Source organism: Rhodoferax sp. LS1P39, from assembly GCF_056521425.1.
Map to the genome: position 1 here is coordinate 694,784 of NZ_JBWMAV010000001.1, position 16,378 is coordinate 711,161.

At 64.5% G+C, this 16,378-nt stretch carries 15 protein-coding genes; 9 read left to right on the forward strand and 6 right to left on the reverse strand.

Going from position 1 to position 16,378, the window contains the following annotated elements; genetic code table 11:
* Positions 1 to 12 precede the first annotated feature (12 nt).
* A complete protein-coding gene (locus tag AC097O_RS03020; protein ID WP_479591401.1) occupies positions 13 to 714 on the forward strand; it encodes a phosphoribosyltransferase family protein in 702 nt (233 codons plus the stop codon).
* On the opposite strand, the gene ltaE is transcribed toward AC097O_RS03020, so the two are convergent.
* Positions 711 to 1,733, reverse strand: coding sequence for a low-specificity L-threonine aldolase (gene ltaE / locus AC097O_RS03025; RefSeq protein ID WP_479591402.1), 1,023 nt, complete (start codon positions 1,731 to 1,733; stop codon positions 711 to 713). The two genes, AC097O_RS03020 and ltaE, sit on opposite strands and share 4 nt — an antisense overlap.
* A 52-nt stretch (positions 1,734 to 1,785) precedes the next feature.
* On the opposite strand from ltaE, the gene AC097O_RS03030 reads away from it, so the two are divergent.
* On the forward strand, positions 1,786 to 2,253 hold the full coding sequence (locus tag AC097O_RS03030; protein ID WP_315210025.1) for a TrmH family RNA methyltransferase: 468 nt from the start codon (positions 1,786 to 1,788) through the stop codon (positions 2,251 to 2,253).
* Between the two features lie 56 nt (positions 2,254 to 2,309).
* Here the strand turns inward: AC097O_RS03030 and AC097O_RS03035 are convergent, their stop codons facing one another.
* Both AC097O_RS03035 and AC097O_RS03040 read right to left on the reverse strand, forming a co-directional pair.
* Positions 2,310 to 2,801: a MaoC family dehydratase gene (locus AC097O_RS03035; RefSeq protein WP_479591403.1), complete on the reverse strand. Its 492-nt coding sequence runs from the start codon at positions 2,799 to 2,801 to the stop codon at positions 2,310 to 2,312.
* Entirely contained in the window at positions 2,768 to 3,394 is a 627-nt protein-coding gene (locus AC097O_RS03040; protein WP_479591404.1) for a ParA family protein, read from the reverse strand. Before AC097O_RS03040 ends, AC097O_RS03035 begins: the two co-directional genes overlap by 34 nt.
* A 48-nt stretch (positions 3,395 to 3,442) precedes the next feature.
* On the opposite strand from AC097O_RS03040, the gene kefF reads away from it, so the two are divergent.
* Together kefF and kefC are read left to right on the forward strand one after the other, a co-directional pair.
* Complete coding sequence (gene kefF, locus AC097O_RS03045; RefSeq protein WP_479591405.1) at positions 3,443 to 4,072, forward strand: glutathione-regulated potassium-efflux system oxidoreductase KefF; 630 nt, start codon at positions 3,443 to 3,445, stop codon at positions 4,070 to 4,072.
* 6 nt (positions 4,073 to 4,078) lie between these two features.
* Complete coding sequence (gene kefC / locus AC097O_RS03050) at positions 4,079 to 5,905, forward strand: glutathione-regulated potassium-efflux system protein KefC (RefSeq protein WP_479591406.1); 1,827 nt, start codon at positions 4,079 to 4,081, stop codon at positions 5,903 to 5,905.
* 5 nt (positions 5,906 to 5,910) lie between these two features.
* On the opposite strand, the gene AC097O_RS03055 is transcribed toward kefC, so the two are convergent.
* Positions 5,911 to 6,933 (reverse strand): helix-turn-helix transcriptional regulator, encoded by a 1,023-nt coding sequence (locus tag AC097O_RS03055; RefSeq protein WP_479591407.1) that lies wholly within the window; start codon positions 6,931 to 6,933, stop codon positions 5,911 to 5,913.
* A gap of 129 nt (positions 6,934 to 7,062) precedes the next feature.
* A complete protein-coding gene (locus AC097O_RS03060) occupies positions 7,063 to 7,236 on the reverse strand; it encodes a hypothetical protein (protein ID WP_479591408.1) in 174 nt (57 codons plus the stop codon).
* Between the two features lie 94 nt (positions 7,237 to 7,330).
* Between AC097O_RS03060 and AC097O_RS03065 the strand changes: the two genes are divergently transcribed.
* Positions 7,331 to 7,765 (forward strand): DUF1841 family protein, encoded by a 435-nt coding sequence (locus tag AC097O_RS03065; protein WP_315182430.1) that lies wholly within the window; start codon positions 7,331 to 7,333, stop codon positions 7,763 to 7,765.
* Positions 7,766 to 7,821: 56 nt separating this feature from the next.
* On the opposite strand, the gene AC097O_RS03070 is transcribed toward AC097O_RS03065, so the two are convergent.
* Positions 7,822 to 8,496, reverse strand: a complete 675-nt coding sequence (locus tag AC097O_RS03070) for a c-type cytochrome (protein WP_479591409.1) — start codon at positions 8,494 to 8,496, stop codon at positions 7,822 to 7,824.
* A 118-nt stretch (positions 8,497 to 8,614) separates the two neighbouring features.
* On the opposite strand from AC097O_RS03070, the gene AC097O_RS03075 reads away from it, so the two are divergent.
* Genes AC097O_RS03075 through AC097O_RS03090 form a run of 4 tightly spaced genes read left to right on the forward strand, consistent with a single transcriptional unit; the run spans position 8,615 to position 16,371 of the window.
* On the forward strand, positions 8,615 to 9,469 hold the full coding sequence (locus tag AC097O_RS03075; protein WP_479591410.1) for an AAA family ATPase: 855 nt from the start codon (positions 8,615 to 8,617) through the stop codon (positions 9,467 to 9,469).
* Between the two features lie 9 nt (positions 9,470 to 9,478).
* Positions 9,479 to 10,669: a vWA domain-containing protein gene (locus AC097O_RS03080; RefSeq protein ID WP_479591411.1), complete on the forward strand. Its 1,191-nt coding sequence runs from the start codon at positions 9,479 to 9,481 to the stop codon at positions 10,667 to 10,669.
* Positions 10,670 to 10,672: 3 nt separating this feature from the next.
* Complete coding sequence (locus AC097O_RS03085; RefSeq protein ID WP_479591412.1) at positions 10,673 to 12,499, forward strand: autotransporter assembly complex protein TamA; 1,827 nt, start codon at positions 10,673 to 10,675, stop codon at positions 12,497 to 12,499.
* Complete coding sequence (locus AC097O_RS03090; RefSeq protein ID WP_479591413.1) at positions 12,496 to 16,371, forward strand: translocation/assembly module TamB domain-containing protein; 3,876 nt, start codon at positions 12,496 to 12,498, stop codon at positions 16,369 to 16,371. Before AC097O_RS03085 ends, AC097O_RS03090 begins: the two co-directional genes overlap by 4 nt.
* Positions 16,372 to 16,378: the final 7 nt, after the last annotated feature.

The following is a 16,378-nucleotide window of genomic DNA, read 5'->3' on the forward strand; positions in this document are numbered from 1 at the left end:
TATATTGATGCGATGTTTCGCGCGCTTCTGCACCGGGCGACAACCCTGCTTCCCAGCCAGTGCGCCGTGTGCCGCGCCTGGCCCAGCCAGCCGGTGTGCGGGGCCTGCGTGGCGCGCTTTGCCCAGCCGGTGCCGCGCTGCCGTACCTGCGCCCTGCCTGTGCCCGAGGGGGTTGGCCAGTGCGGAGCCTGCGTCCTGCGCCCGCCTGCGCTGGATGCCTGCCTGGCCGCAGTGGCCTATGCCTACCCGTGGTCGATGTGTATTGCGCAGTTCAAATTCAACCAGCAGGTGGGCTGGGCGGGCACGCTGGCAGATTTGCTGCGCCACAGCCCCTGGGTAGAGCCCGCGCTGGAGCAGTGCGACAGCGTGCTGCCCATGCCCTTGTCGGCCCAGCGGCTGCGCGAACGCGGCTTCAACCAGGCGCTGGAGCTGGCCCGCCACCTGTCCCCGCAGAAAACCCGCGCGCAATTGCTGCTGCGCACCCGCCACACCGCGCCCCAGCCCACCCTGAAACGCGCCGAGCGCCTGCGCAATGTGCAGGGCGCGTTCGCGCTGGAGCCGCTGCAGGCCGATGCCCTGCGCGGCCACCGCGTGGTGCTGGTGGACGACGTGATGACCAGCGGCGCGTCGCTGTTTGCCGCCGCGGAGGTGCTGAAACAGGCCGGGGCGGTGCATGTCACCGGGCTGGTGGTGGCGCGCACGCCAGTGGATTAAAAACTGCGAATCACCTCGGCCACGCGCCGCACGTCGGCCTCGCTCACGTCCAGATGGGTCACCAGGCGCAGCTTGTACAGCCCAGTGGCCAGCACCTGGTGGCCGCGTAAATGGGCCAACAAGGCCTCGGCCCGCTCCGGGGTGGTCTGCAAAAACACCATGTTGGTGGGGCCCGCCTCCACCTGCAGGCCCGGCACATCGGCCAGCAAGGCCGCCAGCAGCCGGGCGTTGGCATGGTCGTCGGCCAGCCGGGCCACGTGGTGTTCCAGCGCGTACAAACCGGCAGCGGCCAGCACCCCGGCCTGGCGCATGCCGCCGCCCAGCATCTTGCGCCAGCGGCGGGCCTGGGCGATGAAGTCCTTGCCGCCCAGCAGCACCGAGCCCACCGGCGCACCCAACCCCTTGCTCAGGCAGATGCTGACCGAGTCAAATCCCGCCACCAGCCGGTGTTCCGCCTGCGCCAGGCCCTCGCCCGCGTGCTGCGAGGCCACCACGGCGTTGAAAAACCGCGCGCCATCCAGGTGGCACTGCAAACCCCGGCCATGGGCCAGGGCCACTGCCTCCTCCACGTAATCCTGCGGCAGCACCTTGCCACCGAGGGTGTTTTCCAGCGCCAGCAAACGCGTGCGGGCGTGGTGAAAGTCATCCGGTTTGATGGCCCCGGCAATGCGCTCCAGCGGCAGGCTGCCGTCGCTGGCGTGGTCCAGCGGCTGGGGCTGCACACTGCCCAGCACGGCAGCGCCGCCCGCCTCCCATTTGTAGCAATGCGCCTCCTGACCCACGATGAACTCGTCGCCGCGCTGGCAGTGCGTCATCAGCGCCAGCAAATTGCTCTGGGTGCCGGTGGGGCAAAACAGCCCGGCCTCAAAGCCCAGGCGCTCGGCCAGCGTGGTCTGCAGCAGGTTGACGGTCGGGTCGTCGCCAAACACGTCGTCGCCCAGCGGCGCGCTGGCCATGGCGGCTTGCATGCCTGGGGTGGGGCGGGTCACGGTGTCGCTGCGCAGGTCAATTGTTTGCATGGGGTTTCATAGGTTGGGGACTGGGCCCGAGTCTCTCGGATAATTGGCTTCTATGTTTAACATCGTCCTGGTCGAACCCGAAATCCCGCCGAACACCGGCAACGTCATCCGCCTGGCGGCCAACACCGGCTGCAATTTGCACCTGGTCGAGCCGCTGGGCTTTTCGATGGACGACAAGCACATGCGCCGCGCTGGCCTCGATTACCACGAGTACGCCACCCTCACCCGCCACGCCGACTGGCCAAGCTTTCTGGCTACCGCCCAACCCGACCCCCAGCGCCTGTTTGCCCTGACCACCCGCGGCACCGGCAGTGTGCACGGCAGCGCCTTTGCCCGAGGCGATTGGCTGGTATTTGGCTCGGAAACCAAGGGCCTGGCCGAGAACGTGCGCGCCGCCTTTGCGCCGGAGCGGTGCCTGAAGCTGCCCATGCGCCCCGGCCAGCGCAGCCTGAATTTGTCCAACGCGGTGGCGGTCACGGTGTTTGAGGCCTGGCGGCAGTGCGGCTTTGAGATGCTATAGATTAAGTAGCTTGTCACGCTTACGGAATAAGCGCTAGAGGCTTATTTCTTATAAATTTACAAGGTATAGCGCAGCAGGGATTCGGCCACACAGGCGGGCTTGGGGTGGCCCTCCAGCTCCATGGTGGCTTCCAGCGTGATCTGCACGCCAGACGCAACCAGCGGGCTGCAGTCCAGCAGCTTGAGATGCGCGCGCACCCGGCTGCCCACCGGCACGGGGGTGATGAAGCGCACCTTGTTCAGGCCGTAGTTCACCGCCATGCCCGCCTCGGTAATGGCAAACGAGGTTTCAAACAGGCGCGGCAGCAGCGCCAACGTGAGGAAGCCGTGCGCAATCGGCCCGCCAAACGGCCCGGCGTTGGCCCGTTCGCCCGCCATGTGGATCCACTGGTGGTCGCCCGTGGCATCGGCGAACTGGTCCACCTGCTGCTGGGTGATCGGGCTCCAGTCGCTGACGGCGATATCCTGTCCCACGGCCTGGGCCAGGGCGGCAAAGGTGTCAAAGCTGCGCAAGATCAGGCATCCAGCCAGGCGGCCAGGGGGGCCCATTGCTCCAGGTCTTTTTCGACCCGGCTCGGGGCCACGTCGAACAGGCTCAACCCACCCGCGGCCAGGTGCAGGTAGTTTTGCGTGTCGCGCAGGTTGGTGATCACCGGCACCTCCAGCCCGTCCAGATATTCGCGCAGGCGGTCGGCGGCAAAAGTGCGCTCGTCCACCCGCATGCCCACCAAGCCCACCTGCATCTTGTCGATACGGCGGTGCTCGGCCAGGCGGTCCAGAAATTTGCGGGTGGCAAAGATGTCGAACACGCTGGGCTGCAGCGGCACCACGATCTTGTCGGCCAGGCGCATCACGTCCTTGAAGCGCTTACCGTCCAGCCCGCCAGGCGTGTCCAGCACCACCACGTTGCCCGCCTTGCCACCTTTAGGCGGCTTGGCAATATCGTCCGCATCCACCTCCCAGGCCTGGATGGGGTTGGCCGTGGCCGGGCGCAGACCCAGCCACAAATGGGACGACTGCTGCGGATCCGCATCACCCAGCAGCACGGTGTGCCCCTGCGCAGCGTAATAGCCCGCAATCTGGGTGGACAGCGTGGACTTGCCGACTCCGCCTTTGGGGCTGGCAACAACGACGATGGGCATGGGAACTCCTGAAAAAGACGGGCGACAAAATTTTGCTATGTTAGCGGGATGCATCCACCTTCCCTTTCACCCAATCTTCCTACACCCCCAAAGATCTATCTGCTCGCCGCGCATCCCAACTGGCGTGCTTCTCGCGTCAACCAGCGCCTGCTGGCGGCGGCCCGCACGCTGGCAGACGGCAACCCGCAGCTCGACGTGCAAGACCTGTACGCCAACTACCCCGACTACGCCATCGACGTGGCCGCCGAGCAGGCCCGCATGGAAGCCGCTGACCTGCTGGTGCTGGTGCACCCCATCCAGTGGTACTCCATGCCCGCGCTGCAAAAACTCTGGCTGGACGAGGTGCTGACCTACGGCTGGGCCTTTGGTGCGGTGTCGGCCGAGACCGAAGAGGCCGCCCCTACCGGCGCCCCCGGTACCGCCCTGCGCGGCAAGGCGCTGTGGCTGGTGGTGACCACCGCTGGCCAGGAGGACTCGTACCACCCCGAGAGCTACAACCGCTACCCGTTCGACGCGTTCCTGCCGCCCTACGCCCAGACTGCTGCCCTGTGCGGCATGCGCTTTTTGCCGCCACTGGTGCTGCACGGTGCCCACAGCGCAGGCAAGCAAGAGGTGCTGGACCACATCGCCCTGTTCAGCCAACGGCTGCAGACCTATCCCCACTGGCCTACACCGTAAACCGCTATGGAACATGCACCTTCGTGGCTGATCAACAGCTTCATTTATCTGAGCGCCGCCGTCATCGCCGTGCCGCTGAGCAAAGCCCTGGGCCTGGGCTCCATCATTGGCTACCTGGCCGCAGGCATTGCCATCGGCCCCTGGGGCCTGGGCCTGGTCACCGAGGTACAAGACATCCTGCATTTCGCCGAATTCGGCGTGGTGCTGATGCTGTTCTTGATCGGCCTGGAGCTGGAGCCCAAGCGGCTGTGGAGCCTGCGCCGCCCGATCTTCGGCTGGGGCACGGCCCAGGTCGTGGGCTGCGCGGTGGTGATTCTGTTGGGGGCCATGGCTGCGGGCGTGCCGTGGCGCATTGCGCTGGTGGCGGCGCTGGGCCTGGCCTTGTCCAGCACGGCGATTGCGCTGCAGGTGTTTGGCGAACGCAACCTGCTGCCCACGCGCAGCGGGCAGGCGGGGTTTTCCATCCTGCTGTTCCAGGACGTGGCGGCCATTCCGATTCTGGCGCTGATTCCCTTGTTGGGCAGTATTTCTGAACAAAATGAGGCCTTAGGCCATACAGGACAAGCGCTACAAGCTCTTAAAACAGTAGCAGTCATTGCGGGCATCGTACTAGGTGGGCGCTTGCTGTTGCGGCCCTTGTTCCGCTGGATTGCGCGCTCCAATACGCCCGAGATCTTTACCGCTGCGTCTTTGCTGCTGGTGGTGGGCATCGCCTCGCTGATGCTGTCGGTGGGCCTGTCGATGGCGCTGGGGGCCTTTTTGGCCGGCGTGCTGCTGGCCGAGAGTGAGTACCGCCGCGAGTTGGAAACCGACATCGAGCCTTTCAAGGGCCTGTTGCTGGGCCTGTTCTTCATCGCCGTGGGCATGAGCGTGGACTTTGGCGTGCTGCGCCAGTCGCCGGGGTTGATGGCGCTGATCGTAGCGGGCTTTCTGCTGGCCAAGCTGGCCGTCATTTACGCCATTGCCAAGTACATGGGCGTGCCCTTCCAGGAGCGGCCGGTATTTACCGTGCTGCTGGCGCAGGGCGGCGAGTTTGCGTTTGTGGTGTTCCAGACCGCCACGGCGGCCAACGTGTTCTCCAGCCAGACCTCGTCGCTACTGATTGGCTCGGTCGCCATCTCGATGCTGGTCAGCCCCATGCTGCTGCTGGCCATCGACAAACTGCTGCTGCCCCGTCTGGCGCAGCGCGGCGGCAGCCAGATGGAAGAGCTCGCCGAGCAACAGGAAGCGCCCATCATCATTGCCGGTTTTGGCCGCTACGGCCAGATCGTGGGCCGCACGCTACAGGCACAGGGCCTGAGCGCCACCGTGCTGGACCACGATGCCGACATGGTGGAGGCGATCCGCCAGTTTGGCTTTCGGGTGTTTTACGGCGATGCCACCCGGCTGGACCTGCTGCGCCTGTCGGGCGCGGCCACCGCCAAGATCCTGGTCGTCGCGGTGGACGACAAAGCGCAAAGCCTGAAGATTGTGGATATGGCCCGCGAACACTTCCCCAACCTGGAGATCGTGGCCCGCGCCCGCGATGTGCCGCATTGGAACGAACTGCGCGCCCGGGGCGTGCTGCGGGTGGAGCGCGAGCTGTTCGAATCCAGCCTGCGCAGTGCCCGCTCGGTGCTGGAGATCCTGGGCTACCCGGCGCACGAAGCGCGCCAGCAGGCGATGCGCTTTCGCCAGCACAACCTGGCCTTGTTCGAGCAGATGTACCCGCACCGCAAAGACCGGGCGAAATTCATCGCCGTGGCCACCGAGGGCCGCCAGCAGCTGGAAGAGCAAATGGCCCAGGAGCGCGCGCAGCAGGCGCAGCGGCGGCCCAAGGGCTGGGGGAAATAACGGGTTCAGTCGAGCGCAGCGTCGTCCAGCATGCCGTCTTCGTCCAGCGGCGCGGCCGACTGGTACATGGTGGCCATCTGCGCCACCTCCTCGGTCACCGCCTGGCGCAGGCTGGCCGGGCCCAGCACCTGGCATTGCGCCCCGTACTGGAGGATTTTCTCCATCAGCTCGCGTGGGTCCATGTAGGGCACACGCAGCAGGTAGGTGCCATCGTTTTGTTGCTTTCCCTGCTGCAAGGGATGCCATTGCACATTCGCCACACTGCAGGCTTTGTCGCGGCTGAACTGCAACCGCGCCCAGCGCACCCGGCCGCTGGCAAACACCCCGTACGCCGGGCCAAACTGGGCATCCAGTTTGTCCTCGCCCACTTCGATGGCGCTGCTGGGCAAGACGCGCGCGTCGGTGATGGCATCCACCGCAAAGCTGTACAGCTCGGCCTGCGGGTGGCACCAGGCCTCCAGGTGCCAGCTGCCGCGGAAGTGCACCAGCCGCTGGGGCGACACCTCCCACTCCAAAGGCCCTGCGGTCGAGTCAGCATAAGCCACCACCAGGCGCTTGCGCCGCACCAGTGCCAAGCCAATCCGCTCAAAGTAGCGCGGTGTCGCGGTTTCCTGCACCAGGCCAGGAATGCGCACCCGTTGCCGCAGCTCTTGCAGCTCGATATCGTCACTGGTCAGCAAGGCATTGAGCCGGTCGGCCACGGGCACCGGATTGATGATCAAACCACCCGTATCCAGATGCACCAGCAACTGCTGCATCGTCAGTAGGGCGTGGATTTCAGTCGATGAAAACCACAGGCCCGGAAGCTCATGGGTGCTGGTGGGTGGCTCACCGGTCGATGCCAATCGGTAGCCACCTGCTGAGCGGCTCCATTCGATAGGCAGCTTGAGGCGGGTTCGCAGATCATCCAGATCGCGTTTCAAAGTGGCTCGCGAGACATTCAGCTCCGCTTGCAAGGCAGCAAAGCTAATCACTTTGTGCTGGCGCAAAAGCTGGTCAATTTTGTAGAGGCGCCCGGTCTGGTCCATGTCGTTGCCGAAAGTCGATTCGGTTTTTTGTAATAGGTGTAACTATTTGATTCCATAGCGAGGAAGAGAGCAAGGCACTTTCGCACAGACGATGTGCGCATGGTCCTGCGAAGCCAGTGCATTGCGGTATTAGTGCGCACTCCACTGGGATTTATTGGACATTTTTCGAATACCACCAAAGATATCCATACCACCGAAAAGCCCGTCAAAAGGCGCTTCCCAGCCATTTCCAGAAAAGACTCCAAACGCAACAGACTGCAGCAGCGACAACGCAAAAGACACACTTTGTGGAATTGCGTGCATTTCGCAACAACCCGCTCTTGCCCAACGGCACAGTCCGCCAGGGCCTCCAGCGTGGGCCATGTGCGCGTGGTTTCACCGTGGTAGGCTCATACCCATGTTCAATCCATCCCAAGCCGATGTTCGCCGTTTCTTTTGCGCTGTGTATGCCAAGGCAAGGACCGGGCAGGCGCTGGAAGCTATTGAAACCATAGCAAGCCAGTGGCTGGACGAACACCCTGAATACCATGCCGACATGCTGGATGCAGAAGCTGCAGTAGCGCGCAATTACGACGCAGAAGCCGGCAAAACCAATCCGTTTCTACACCTTTCGATGCATTTATCGATCAGCGAGCAGTGCTCGATTGACCAGCCGCGCGGTATTCGGCAGTCGGTTGAATTGCTGACGCGCCGCCGCGACTCATTGCACGATGCCCACCACGAAACCATGGATTGCCTGGGTCAAATGCTATGGGAAAGCCAGCGGGCAGGCCGCCCTCCCGACGGTGCCGCCTACATCGACTGCGTACAGCGCCGCGCCACGCAAGACTGACCCGAGAGACGCAAAAAAGCCCGCTTACAGCGGGCTTTTTTATGGGATGGACTTGTTTAGCGAAAGCGCGACTGCGGCACGACCTTCAGATCGCCGTCCAACGAGTGCATATAGCTGGCCATCGCCTTGAGCTCCGCATTCGAAAACTGCTTGGCCACGCCGCCCATGATGGCGTTGGATCGCCCCACCAAGGCGTTGCCTTCGGTTTTGTACGACTTCAAGGCCACGAACAAGTAATCTGCGTGCTGGCCCGCAATCTTGGGATAGGTGGGGTCGATCGGCTTGGAGAAGTTGTCACCATGGCAAGAAACGCAGGCACCCTTGGTCAACAGTGCGGCCACCTGGGCACTGGGCACGGCAACGGGTTTGGCGGGCAACGCGGCCCCCTCGACCACACCACTGGCGCTGTAGTACGCCGCTACGTCGGCCATGTCCTGGTCGCTGAGCGAATCCGAGATACCGCGCATGGTGGGATGCTTGCGCTCGCCCTTTTTGTAGGCGTTGAGTGCCGAAATGATGTACTTGGCACCTTGTCCCGATATTTTGGGCACCTTGTGCACTTCGGGAAAGCTGGCCTGGTAGCCAACGATGCTATGGCAGCCGATGCACATATCCACCTTGGCGTGGCCTGCTTTGGCATCCCCCACGATGTCTTGGGCACTGGCCACATTGGCAATACCTGCTAGCGAAACAGCAGCAAACGCGAACACCGTGGTCAGTAATTTATTCATTTTTGCGCGCACAATCTGGGGAAAAATCAAGCCTACATTCAGCCCTGTTTAGCAGGCTTGCCATCAACCGCAGATTATATGCGGCCCCATATTCATCCCCCGCTCTTGTCCCACCACCATGAAGTTCCAAGGCTCCAACAACTACGTCGCCACCCAGGACCTGATGCTGGCCGTCAATGCCGCGGCCACCTTGAAACGCCCGCTGCTGGTCAAGGGCGAGCCCGGCACCGGCAAAACCATGCTGGCCGAGGAAGTGGCTGCCGCTTTAGGCATGCCACTGCTGCAATGGCACATCAAATCCACCACCAAGGCACAGCAGGGACTGTATGAATATGACGCGGTCAGCCGCTTGCGGGATTCGCAATTGGCCGGCATCGAAGATTCGGCGCGGGTTAAAGACATCCACAACTACATTGTCAAAGGCGTGCTGTGGCAGGCTTTTACCGCCGACGAACCGGTGGCGCTGCTGATCGACGAGATCGACAAGGCTGATATCGAGTTTCCCAATGACTTGTTGCGCGAAATCGACCGCATGGAGTTCTACTGCTACGAGACCCGCGAGCTGGTCCGAGCCAAGAACCGCCCGCTGGTGTTCATCACCTCCAACAACGAAAAAGAGCTGCCCGACGCTTTTTTGCGCCGCTGTTTCTTCCACTACATCAAATTTCCCGATGCCACCACGATGCAGCAAATTGTGGACGTGCACTTCCCCGGCCTTCAACGCGAGCTGCTGGCAGCGGCCATGAAAACGTTCTACGACATCCGCAACCTGCCCGGCCTGAAGAAAAAGCCCTCCACCTCGGAGCTGCTGGACTGGCTCAAGCTGCTGGTGGCCGAGGACATTTCGGCCGAAGCCTTGCACAGCCAGGACAACATGGTGTCGGTGCCACCACTAGTAGGTGCGCTGCTGAAAAACGAGCAGGATGTCAGCCTGTTTGAAAAACTGGTGTTCATGCAACGCCACCACCGATAGCTTGAACCAATGCTTATCGACTTCTTCTACACTCTGCGCTCCGCCAAACTGCCGGTTTCGGTAAAGGAGTATCTGAGCCTGCTGGAAGCGCTCAAGGTGGGAGTAGTAGGCCCCAACAGCGAAGATAGCTACAAGATCGACGATTTTTACTACTTAAGCCGCTGTACGCTGGTCAAAGACGAAAAGCACTACGACAAGTTCGACCAGGCCTTTGCTACGTATTTCAAAGGCGTGGAAGCAGTTACGGACTTCACCCAGGATATCCCCCTGGAATGGCTGCGCAAAAACCTGGAGCTCGAACTCAGCCCCGAAGAAAAGGCCAAAATCGAAAAAATGGGCTGGGACAAGCTCATGGAAACGCTCAAGAAACGCTTTGAAGAACAAAAAGACCGCCACGAAGGCGGCAGCAAATGGATCGGCACCGGCGGCACCAGCCCCTTTGGAGCCAATGGCTACAACCCCGAGGGCATCCGCATCGGCCAGGACAAGAGCCGCAACAAAAGTGCAGTGAAGGCGTGGGACCAGCGGGCCTACAAAGACTACGACGACAGCCAGGAGCTCGGCACACGGAACATCAAGGTGGCATTGCGCCGCCTGCGTAAATTTGCCCGCGAAGGCCATGCCGACGAACTGGACCTGGCCGATACCATCCGCTCTACTGCTGCCAACGCCGGTTATCTCGATATCAAAATGGTGCCGGAACGGCACAACAACGTCAAAGTGCTGCTATTGATGGATGTGGGCGGCAGCATGGACGAGCATGTACAGCGGGTGGAGGAGCTGTTCAGCGCCAGCAAAAGCGAGTTCAAGCACCTGGAGTTTTACTACTTCCACAACTGCGTCTACGACTTCATGTGGAAGCACAACCGCCGCCGCTACACCGAGAAATTCTCTACCTGGGACGTGATCCGCAAGTACAACAAAGACTACAAGTTGCTGTTCATCGGCGATGCGACCATGAGCCCCTATGAGATTTTGCAGCTCGGCGGCAGCGTGGAATACAGCAACGAAGAGGCCGGAGCCGTGTGGCTGCAGCGGCTCACCAACGCCTTCCCCAAGTTTGCCTGGATCAACCCCGAGCCCCAGGGCCTGTGGGAGTACCGCCAAAGCATTAGCATCGTCCAGCAGCTGGTGGGCCAACGCATGTTTCCCCTGACGCTGAAAGGTCTGGAAGACACCATGCGGCTGCTGTCGAAGTAAGCAATGCGCAGATTCGGCATGCGGGTGTGGGCTTGGTGCGGGCTGTTGTTACTGCCCGGGCTGCTGTGGGCACAAACTCCCGCCACTGCAGCGCCTGCGTTTGCCTTCGACCTGCAAGTCGTGGCCCCAGACAAAATCCGGGATCTGCTTCTAAAACACCTGGAACTGCAGCGTTATCGCAGCCTGACGGACCTGGACAGCACCGAACTGGCGCGGCTCATGCAGGCCGCCGAACGCAACGCGCATGACTTGCTGGCCACGCAAGGCTACTTTGCGGCCCAGGTTACGCTCAAGCTGACTCTGACCCCTCAGAGCACCAGCGCCCCGCGCGACATCACCATCACCGCGGAGCCAGGTGAACCGGTCCGCATCCAGGCAGTGCAGGTGGACTTCACCGGCCCGATCGCCAACGACCCGGCGGACGCATCGCTGCGCGACACCATCCGCAGCGACTGGTCGCTGGGCCCCGGCACGCCGTTTACCCAGGATGCCTGGGACGATGCCAAGACCCAGGCCCTGCGCAACCTCACGGTGCAGCGCTTTCCCACGGGTGAGATCCGCAACAGCCTGGCCGATATCGACCCCGACACGCAAACTGCCCAGCTCAACGTCACCCTGGCATCCGGCCCAGCCTACCGGTTTGGCCCGCTGGACCTGCGGGGCCTGCAGCGCTACGGCCCAGAGTTGGTCAGCCGCCTGGCCCAGTTGCCCACCGGGGCCGATTACAGCCAGGCGCAACTGCTGCAAACCCAGCAACGGCTGGCCGACAGCGGCTACTTCGACTCGGTATTTTTGACCCTGGACACCAGCGGCGACCCGCAGGCGGCCCCGGTGGTAGCCCAACTGCGCGAGGCCAAACTGCAAAAACTGGTGCTGGGCGTGGGCTTCAGCACCGACAGCGGGCCGCGCCTGTCGGCCGAGCACACCCACCACCAGTTGCCCTGGCTGCAATGGCGCGCTATCTCCAAGCTCAGCCTGGACAAAGACACCCAAACCCTGGGCACCGAGCTCACCGCCCCACCCGATGCCAGCAACTGGCGCTGGGTGACCTCGGCCCAGGTACAGCACCAGAAGCTGAGTGAAACAGTCACCCGCAGCCAACGCCTGCGGGCCGGGCGCACCCAGGGCAACGACCACATCGACCGCAACATCTACCTGCAATTCGACCACGCGCTGACCACCAGCGGCACCGACCCCACGGTGGCATCCAGCGCCATCAGCGCCAACTACGCCTGGACGCAGCGTAACTTTGACGATATCCGCACCCCTACCCAGGGCTACGGCGTGGCCGTGGAGCTGGGTGGCGGCTTCACCCTGGGAGGCAACCGCCAGCCCTACACCCGCAGCCTGGCACGTTGGCTGGGCTATGTACCCCTGGGCAAACTGCTGCCCGGTGATGGCCTATTCATGCGCGCGGGCCGCCTGGCGCTGCGGGCCGAAGTGGGTGCCGTGGTGGCCAAGGCCGACGCAAATGTGCCCAGCACCCAGCAGTTCCTGACCGGTGGCGACACCACCGTGCGCGGCTACGGCTACCAGGAAATCGGCGTGGCGGGCAGCAGCGGATCGGTCACCGCCGGGCGCTATATGGCCTCGGGCAGCTTTGAATGGCAGCGGCCCATCGTCCTCAACGGCAAGGCCAGCCCTTGGGAGACGGCACTGTTCGTTGATGCCGGGGCCGTCGCCAATACCGTGGGGGCCCTGGAAGCCAAGGTGGGCGTGGGCGGCGGCATTCGCTGGCGCAGCCCCGTGGGGCCGGTGCAGATGGACATCGCCTATGGCCTGGCCAGCCGCAAGGCTCGCCTGCACATGAGCGTAGGGTTCAGCTTTTGAGTACCGAAGCAGCCCCATCCACCCAGCGGCGCTGGATGCCCTCTGGCAAACGCCTGCTGTGGCTGCTGTGCGCGCCGCTGCTGGTACTGGCTGCACTGGCTGCGGTGGTGGGCGCGCTCTGGGTCTGGCTGGGGACCGACACCTCGCTGGCCACCACACTGGCCCGCGCCGCCGCCTACCTCCCCGCAGGCCACACGCTGGAGGCCCGCGGCGTGACCGGCTCGGTCCGCCAGGGTGGCCACATCGGCAGCCTGGCCTACCGCAGCCCCAGCCTCCAGGTGGATGCCCAGGACATCGCCGTGGACTGGCGGCTCGACCGGCTGCTGCAGCGAGAACTACAGCTGGGCAAGCTGCACATCGCCCAGCTCAGCATTGCGCAAACCCCGTCTACCGAACCCACGGCGCTACCCACCGAGATCGTGCTGCCCCTGCAGGTAGACCTGCCCTTCGAGATTGCCGACCTGCGCTGGCAAGGCCCACCGCCGCTGCAACTGTCGCAGATAGCCGGCCACTACCGCTATGACGGCACGCAGCACCAGCTCAGCGTCAGCAGCGTCCAGGTTGCTTCAGGCCAGTACGCAGGGCAGGCCACCCTGCTGGCCCGCAGCTCGCTCACGCTGCAAGCCGCCGTACAAGGCCGCGTGGACACCACCCTGCCCGGCAACACCCGCCCCACCACCATCACGGCCACCGCGTCCGCCAGCGGAGCCTTGGCCGGGCAAGATGCACTGCTGGACATCCAGGCCCAGCTCACGCCCGCCACCCCCAAGGCCTTGCAGGCCACACTGGCCGCACAAATCCACCCCTGGGCGGCGCAGCCGGTGCACCAGGCCGATGCCACGTTCCAACAACTCAATCTGGCCGACCTGTGGCCTGACGCACCGCACACCCTGCTCAGCGGCAGCGCCCACGTGCGGCCTGATCCTCTACCTACTGGCAACGCCTGGCGCGCCGAGGCCAACATCGACAACCGCCTCAGCGGTCCCTGGGACAAAAACCGCATCCCGCTGGACCACGCCAACACCCGGCTGCAGTACCAACAAGGTGCCTGGGTCATCGAGTCGCTGAGCGCCCAGCTCGGCAAAGGCGATGTGCAACTCCAGGGCCGCTGGACAGGCGCGGGCGCCACCGACTGGACGGCCGAGGCCAAGCTCTTGCGCATCAACCCCGCCGCCCTGCACACCCGCATGGCACCTGCTTTACTGGACGGTCGGGTCACCGCCAGCAGCACCACCGCCGCCATCCACTTCGATGCCGCCCTGCAGCCATCGGCCAAAGCGCCCGCCATTGCCGCCTTGCAAGGCCTGCGCATCCAGACGGCCCAGGCCACAGGCCGATGGGCTGCAGGCACCCTGAGCCTGTCGGCCCTGAAACTGCAAACCGACGACGCACTGCTGCAAGGCCAACTGGACCTGACCCTGGCCACCCGCGCCGCCAAAGGCCAACTGCAGCTGAGCCTGCCCGGTGCGCAGGCCGATGTACAAGGCCAGATCAGCGCGTCACAAGGTGCGGGCGACTTTGCCCTGCGCGTGCCCGACGCAGGCAAGGCTACCCGTTGGCTGGCCCGCCTGCCCGGTGTGGCGGCCAGCCTGCCCGGCACCATCCTGGGCCAGGCCGAGCTGACCGGGCGCTGGACCGGTGGCTGGGCCAATGCCCTCTCTACGGCACCGGTGAAGGCGGGCACGCCCCCTTTCCAACTCAACGCCCAACTGGCCGTACCAACCCTGGAAGTACGCCCCGCCACCGGCAACCCCATCCGCCTGAACAAGCTGCAGCTGGATGCGTCCGGCAGCCTGGGTGCGCTGGACGTTGCCCTGCAAGGTGAGCTGGCCACCGGCACCCAGCGCGCCAGCCTCAGCACCCGTGCCACCGGCGGCCTGGGCACCGCCAACCAGTGGCGGGCCCGCATCACCAGCCTGGCCCTGGAAATGCAGGACAGCACCCGCCCCGGGCCCTGGATGCTGCAGCTGGACCAAGCCCTGGCGCTCAAGGGCACCCGCACCTCGCTGGATGCAGCCGCAGGCAGTGCCAGCGTCAAAGGCCCGGTCCCCGGCAGCGTGCGCATTGCCTGGCAGCCCGTGGCATGGTCGCGCAACGGCACCCAGACCCTGCTGCGCACCCAGGGCACGCTGCAAGGCCTGCCCATGGGCTGGCTGGAAACCCTGGCCGCGGGTAACGGGCAACTGGCCCAGCTGGGCCTCAAAGGCGATCTGCTGCTGGACGGCGACTGGAACGTGCAGTCCGCCCAAACCCTGCAGGTCAGCGCCAACCTGTACCAAAAAAGCGGCGACCTGCAACTGCTGACCGGCGACGATGCCGCCAACGGCACACCCAACACCATCAGCGCAGGCATCCGCACCGCCCGCATCGGCCTGCGCACCGACGGCAACAAGCTCAGCGCCAGCTTGCGCTGGGACAGCGAACGCGCAGGCCAGGCCGAGGCCGAGCTGAGCACCCAGGTGCGCCAAACCGACGGCACCTGGCTCTGGCCCGCCGACGCACCGCTCAACGGCACGGTGCGCGCATCGCTGCCCCGGGTCGGCATCTGGTCGGTGCTGGCACCGCCCGGCTGGCGGCTGCGCGGCACGCTGGCCGCCAACGCCACCCTCAGCGGCACCCGCCTGGCACCTCTGTGGACCGGCACGCTGCAGGCCGACGACCTGGCGCTGCGCTCGGTGGTCGAGGGCATCGAGCTGCGCGATGGCCGCCTGCGTGCCAGCCTGGACGGCCAGCGCCTGAACATCACCGAATTCAGCCTGCGCGGTGCCCCCAGCGCCACCAACACCGCGGCCAACACCACCACGGCCCCGCCCAGCGGCGACGGCGGCAGCCTCAGCGCCACTGGCAACGTGCGCTGGAACAACACCGCCCCGGCAGGCATCCAGATGGACATCCAGGCCCGGGCCAAAACCTTGCGCATCTCCGCCCGCGCCGACCGCCGCCTCACCGTATCCGGTAACCTGCAAGCCACCCTGGCACAGGGCAAACTGGCGCTGCAAGGCGCGCTGCGGGCCGACCAGGCCTTGTTCATCCTGCCCGACGAGACCGCACCCACACTCGGAAGCGATGTGGTAGTGCGCAAACGCAGCGCCACCCTACCCACCCCATCCACCACCACACAGCCCACCGCCGTGCCCGTGGCAAACACCAACACCCCCGAAGTCAACATCACGCTGGACCTGGGCGACGATTTCCACTTGGTCGGCCGGGGCCTGGACACCCGCCTCACCGGCAAGCTCGTGTTGCGCGCGGGCCCCACCCTGGCCGGGCCACGCATCACCGGCGAACTGCGCACCGCGCGCGGCAGCTACAAGGCTTACGGCCAGGCGCTGGACATCGAAGAAGGCATCCTGCGTTTCAGTGGCCGCTATGACAACCCGTCGCTCGACGTGCTGGCCATCCGGCCCAACCTCAGCGTGCGCGTCGGCGTGCAGATCAACGGCACCGCGCTGTCGCCCAACATCCGCCTGTACTCCGACTCCGACCTGTCCGATGCGGAAAAGCTGGCCTGGCTGGTGCTGGGCCGCAGCGCCGCCAACGGTGGGGCCGAAGGTGCCGTGCTGCAACAGGCCGCGCTGGCCTTGCTGGGCGGCAACGGCAAAGGCCTGTCGGGTGGGCTGGCCTCGGCCCTGGGCCTGGACGAATTGTCGCTCAGCGGCACCGGCAGCAACGCCGACGGCACCACCAGCGCCGCCGCCGTCACCTTCGGCAAGCGCCTGTCGCGTAATTTTTACGTGGCCTACGAGCACAGCCTGGCGGGCACACTGGGCACGCTGTACATCTTCTACGACCTGAGCAAGCGCTTCACCCTGCGTGGCCAAACCGGCGAGCAAAGCGCCATCGACCTCATCTTCACCTTGCAATACGACTAAGCGCGGC

Coding starts and splice junctions, on each gene's coding strand:
- AC097O_RS03075 (WP_479591410.1), top strand. CDS start 8,615: ATGAAGTTCCAAGGCTCCAACAACTACGTCGCCACCCAGGACCTGATG.
- ltaE (WP_479591402.1), bottom strand. CDS start 1,733: ATGCAAACAATTGACCTGCGCAGCGACACCGTGACCCGCCCCACCCCA.
- AC097O_RS03055 (WP_479591407.1), bottom strand. CDS start 6,933: ATGGACCAGACCGGGCGCCTCTACAAAATTGACCAGCTTTTGCGCCAG.
- AC097O_RS03030 (WP_315210025.1), top strand. CDS start 1,786: ATGTTTAACATCGTCCTGGTCGAACCCGAAATCCCGCCGAACACCGGC.
- AC097O_RS03080 (WP_479591411.1), top strand. CDS start 9,479: ATGCTTATCGACTTCTTCTACACTCTGCGCTCCGCCAAACTGCCGGTT.
- AC097O_RS03020 (WP_479591401.1), top strand. CDS start 13: ATGTTTCGCGCGCTTCTGCACCGGGCGACAACCCTGCTTCCCAGCCAG.
- AC097O_RS03040 (WP_479591404.1), bottom strand. CDS start 3,394: ATGCCCATCGTCGTTGTTGCCAGCCCCAAAGGCGGAGTCGGCAAGTCC.
- AC097O_RS03035 (WP_479591403.1), bottom strand. CDS start 2,801: ATGGGCCCCCCTGGCCGCCTGGCTGGATGCCTGATCTTGCGCAGCTTT.
- AC097O_RS03070 (WP_479591409.1), bottom strand. CDS start 8,496: ATGAATAAATTACTGACCACGGTGTTCGCGTTTGCTGCTGTTTCGCTA.
- AC097O_RS03060 (WP_479591408.1), bottom strand. CDS start 7,236: ATGCACGCAATTCCACAAAGTGTGTCTTTTGCGTTGTCGCTGCTGCAG.
- AC097O_RS03065 (WP_315182430.1), top strand. CDS start 7,331: ATGTTCAATCCATCCCAAGCCGATGTTCGCCGTTTCTTTTGCGCTGTG.
- AC097O_RS03085 (WP_479591412.1), top strand. CDS start 10,673: ATGCGCAGATTCGGCATGCGGGTGTGGGCTTGGTGCGGGCTGTTGTTA.
- kefF (WP_479591405.1), top strand. CDS start 3,443: ATGCATCCACCTTCCCTTTCACCCAATCTTCCTACACCCCCAAAGATC.
- kefC (WP_479591406.1), top strand. CDS start 4,079: ATGGAACATGCACCTTCGTGGCTGATCAACAGCTTCATTTATCTGAGC.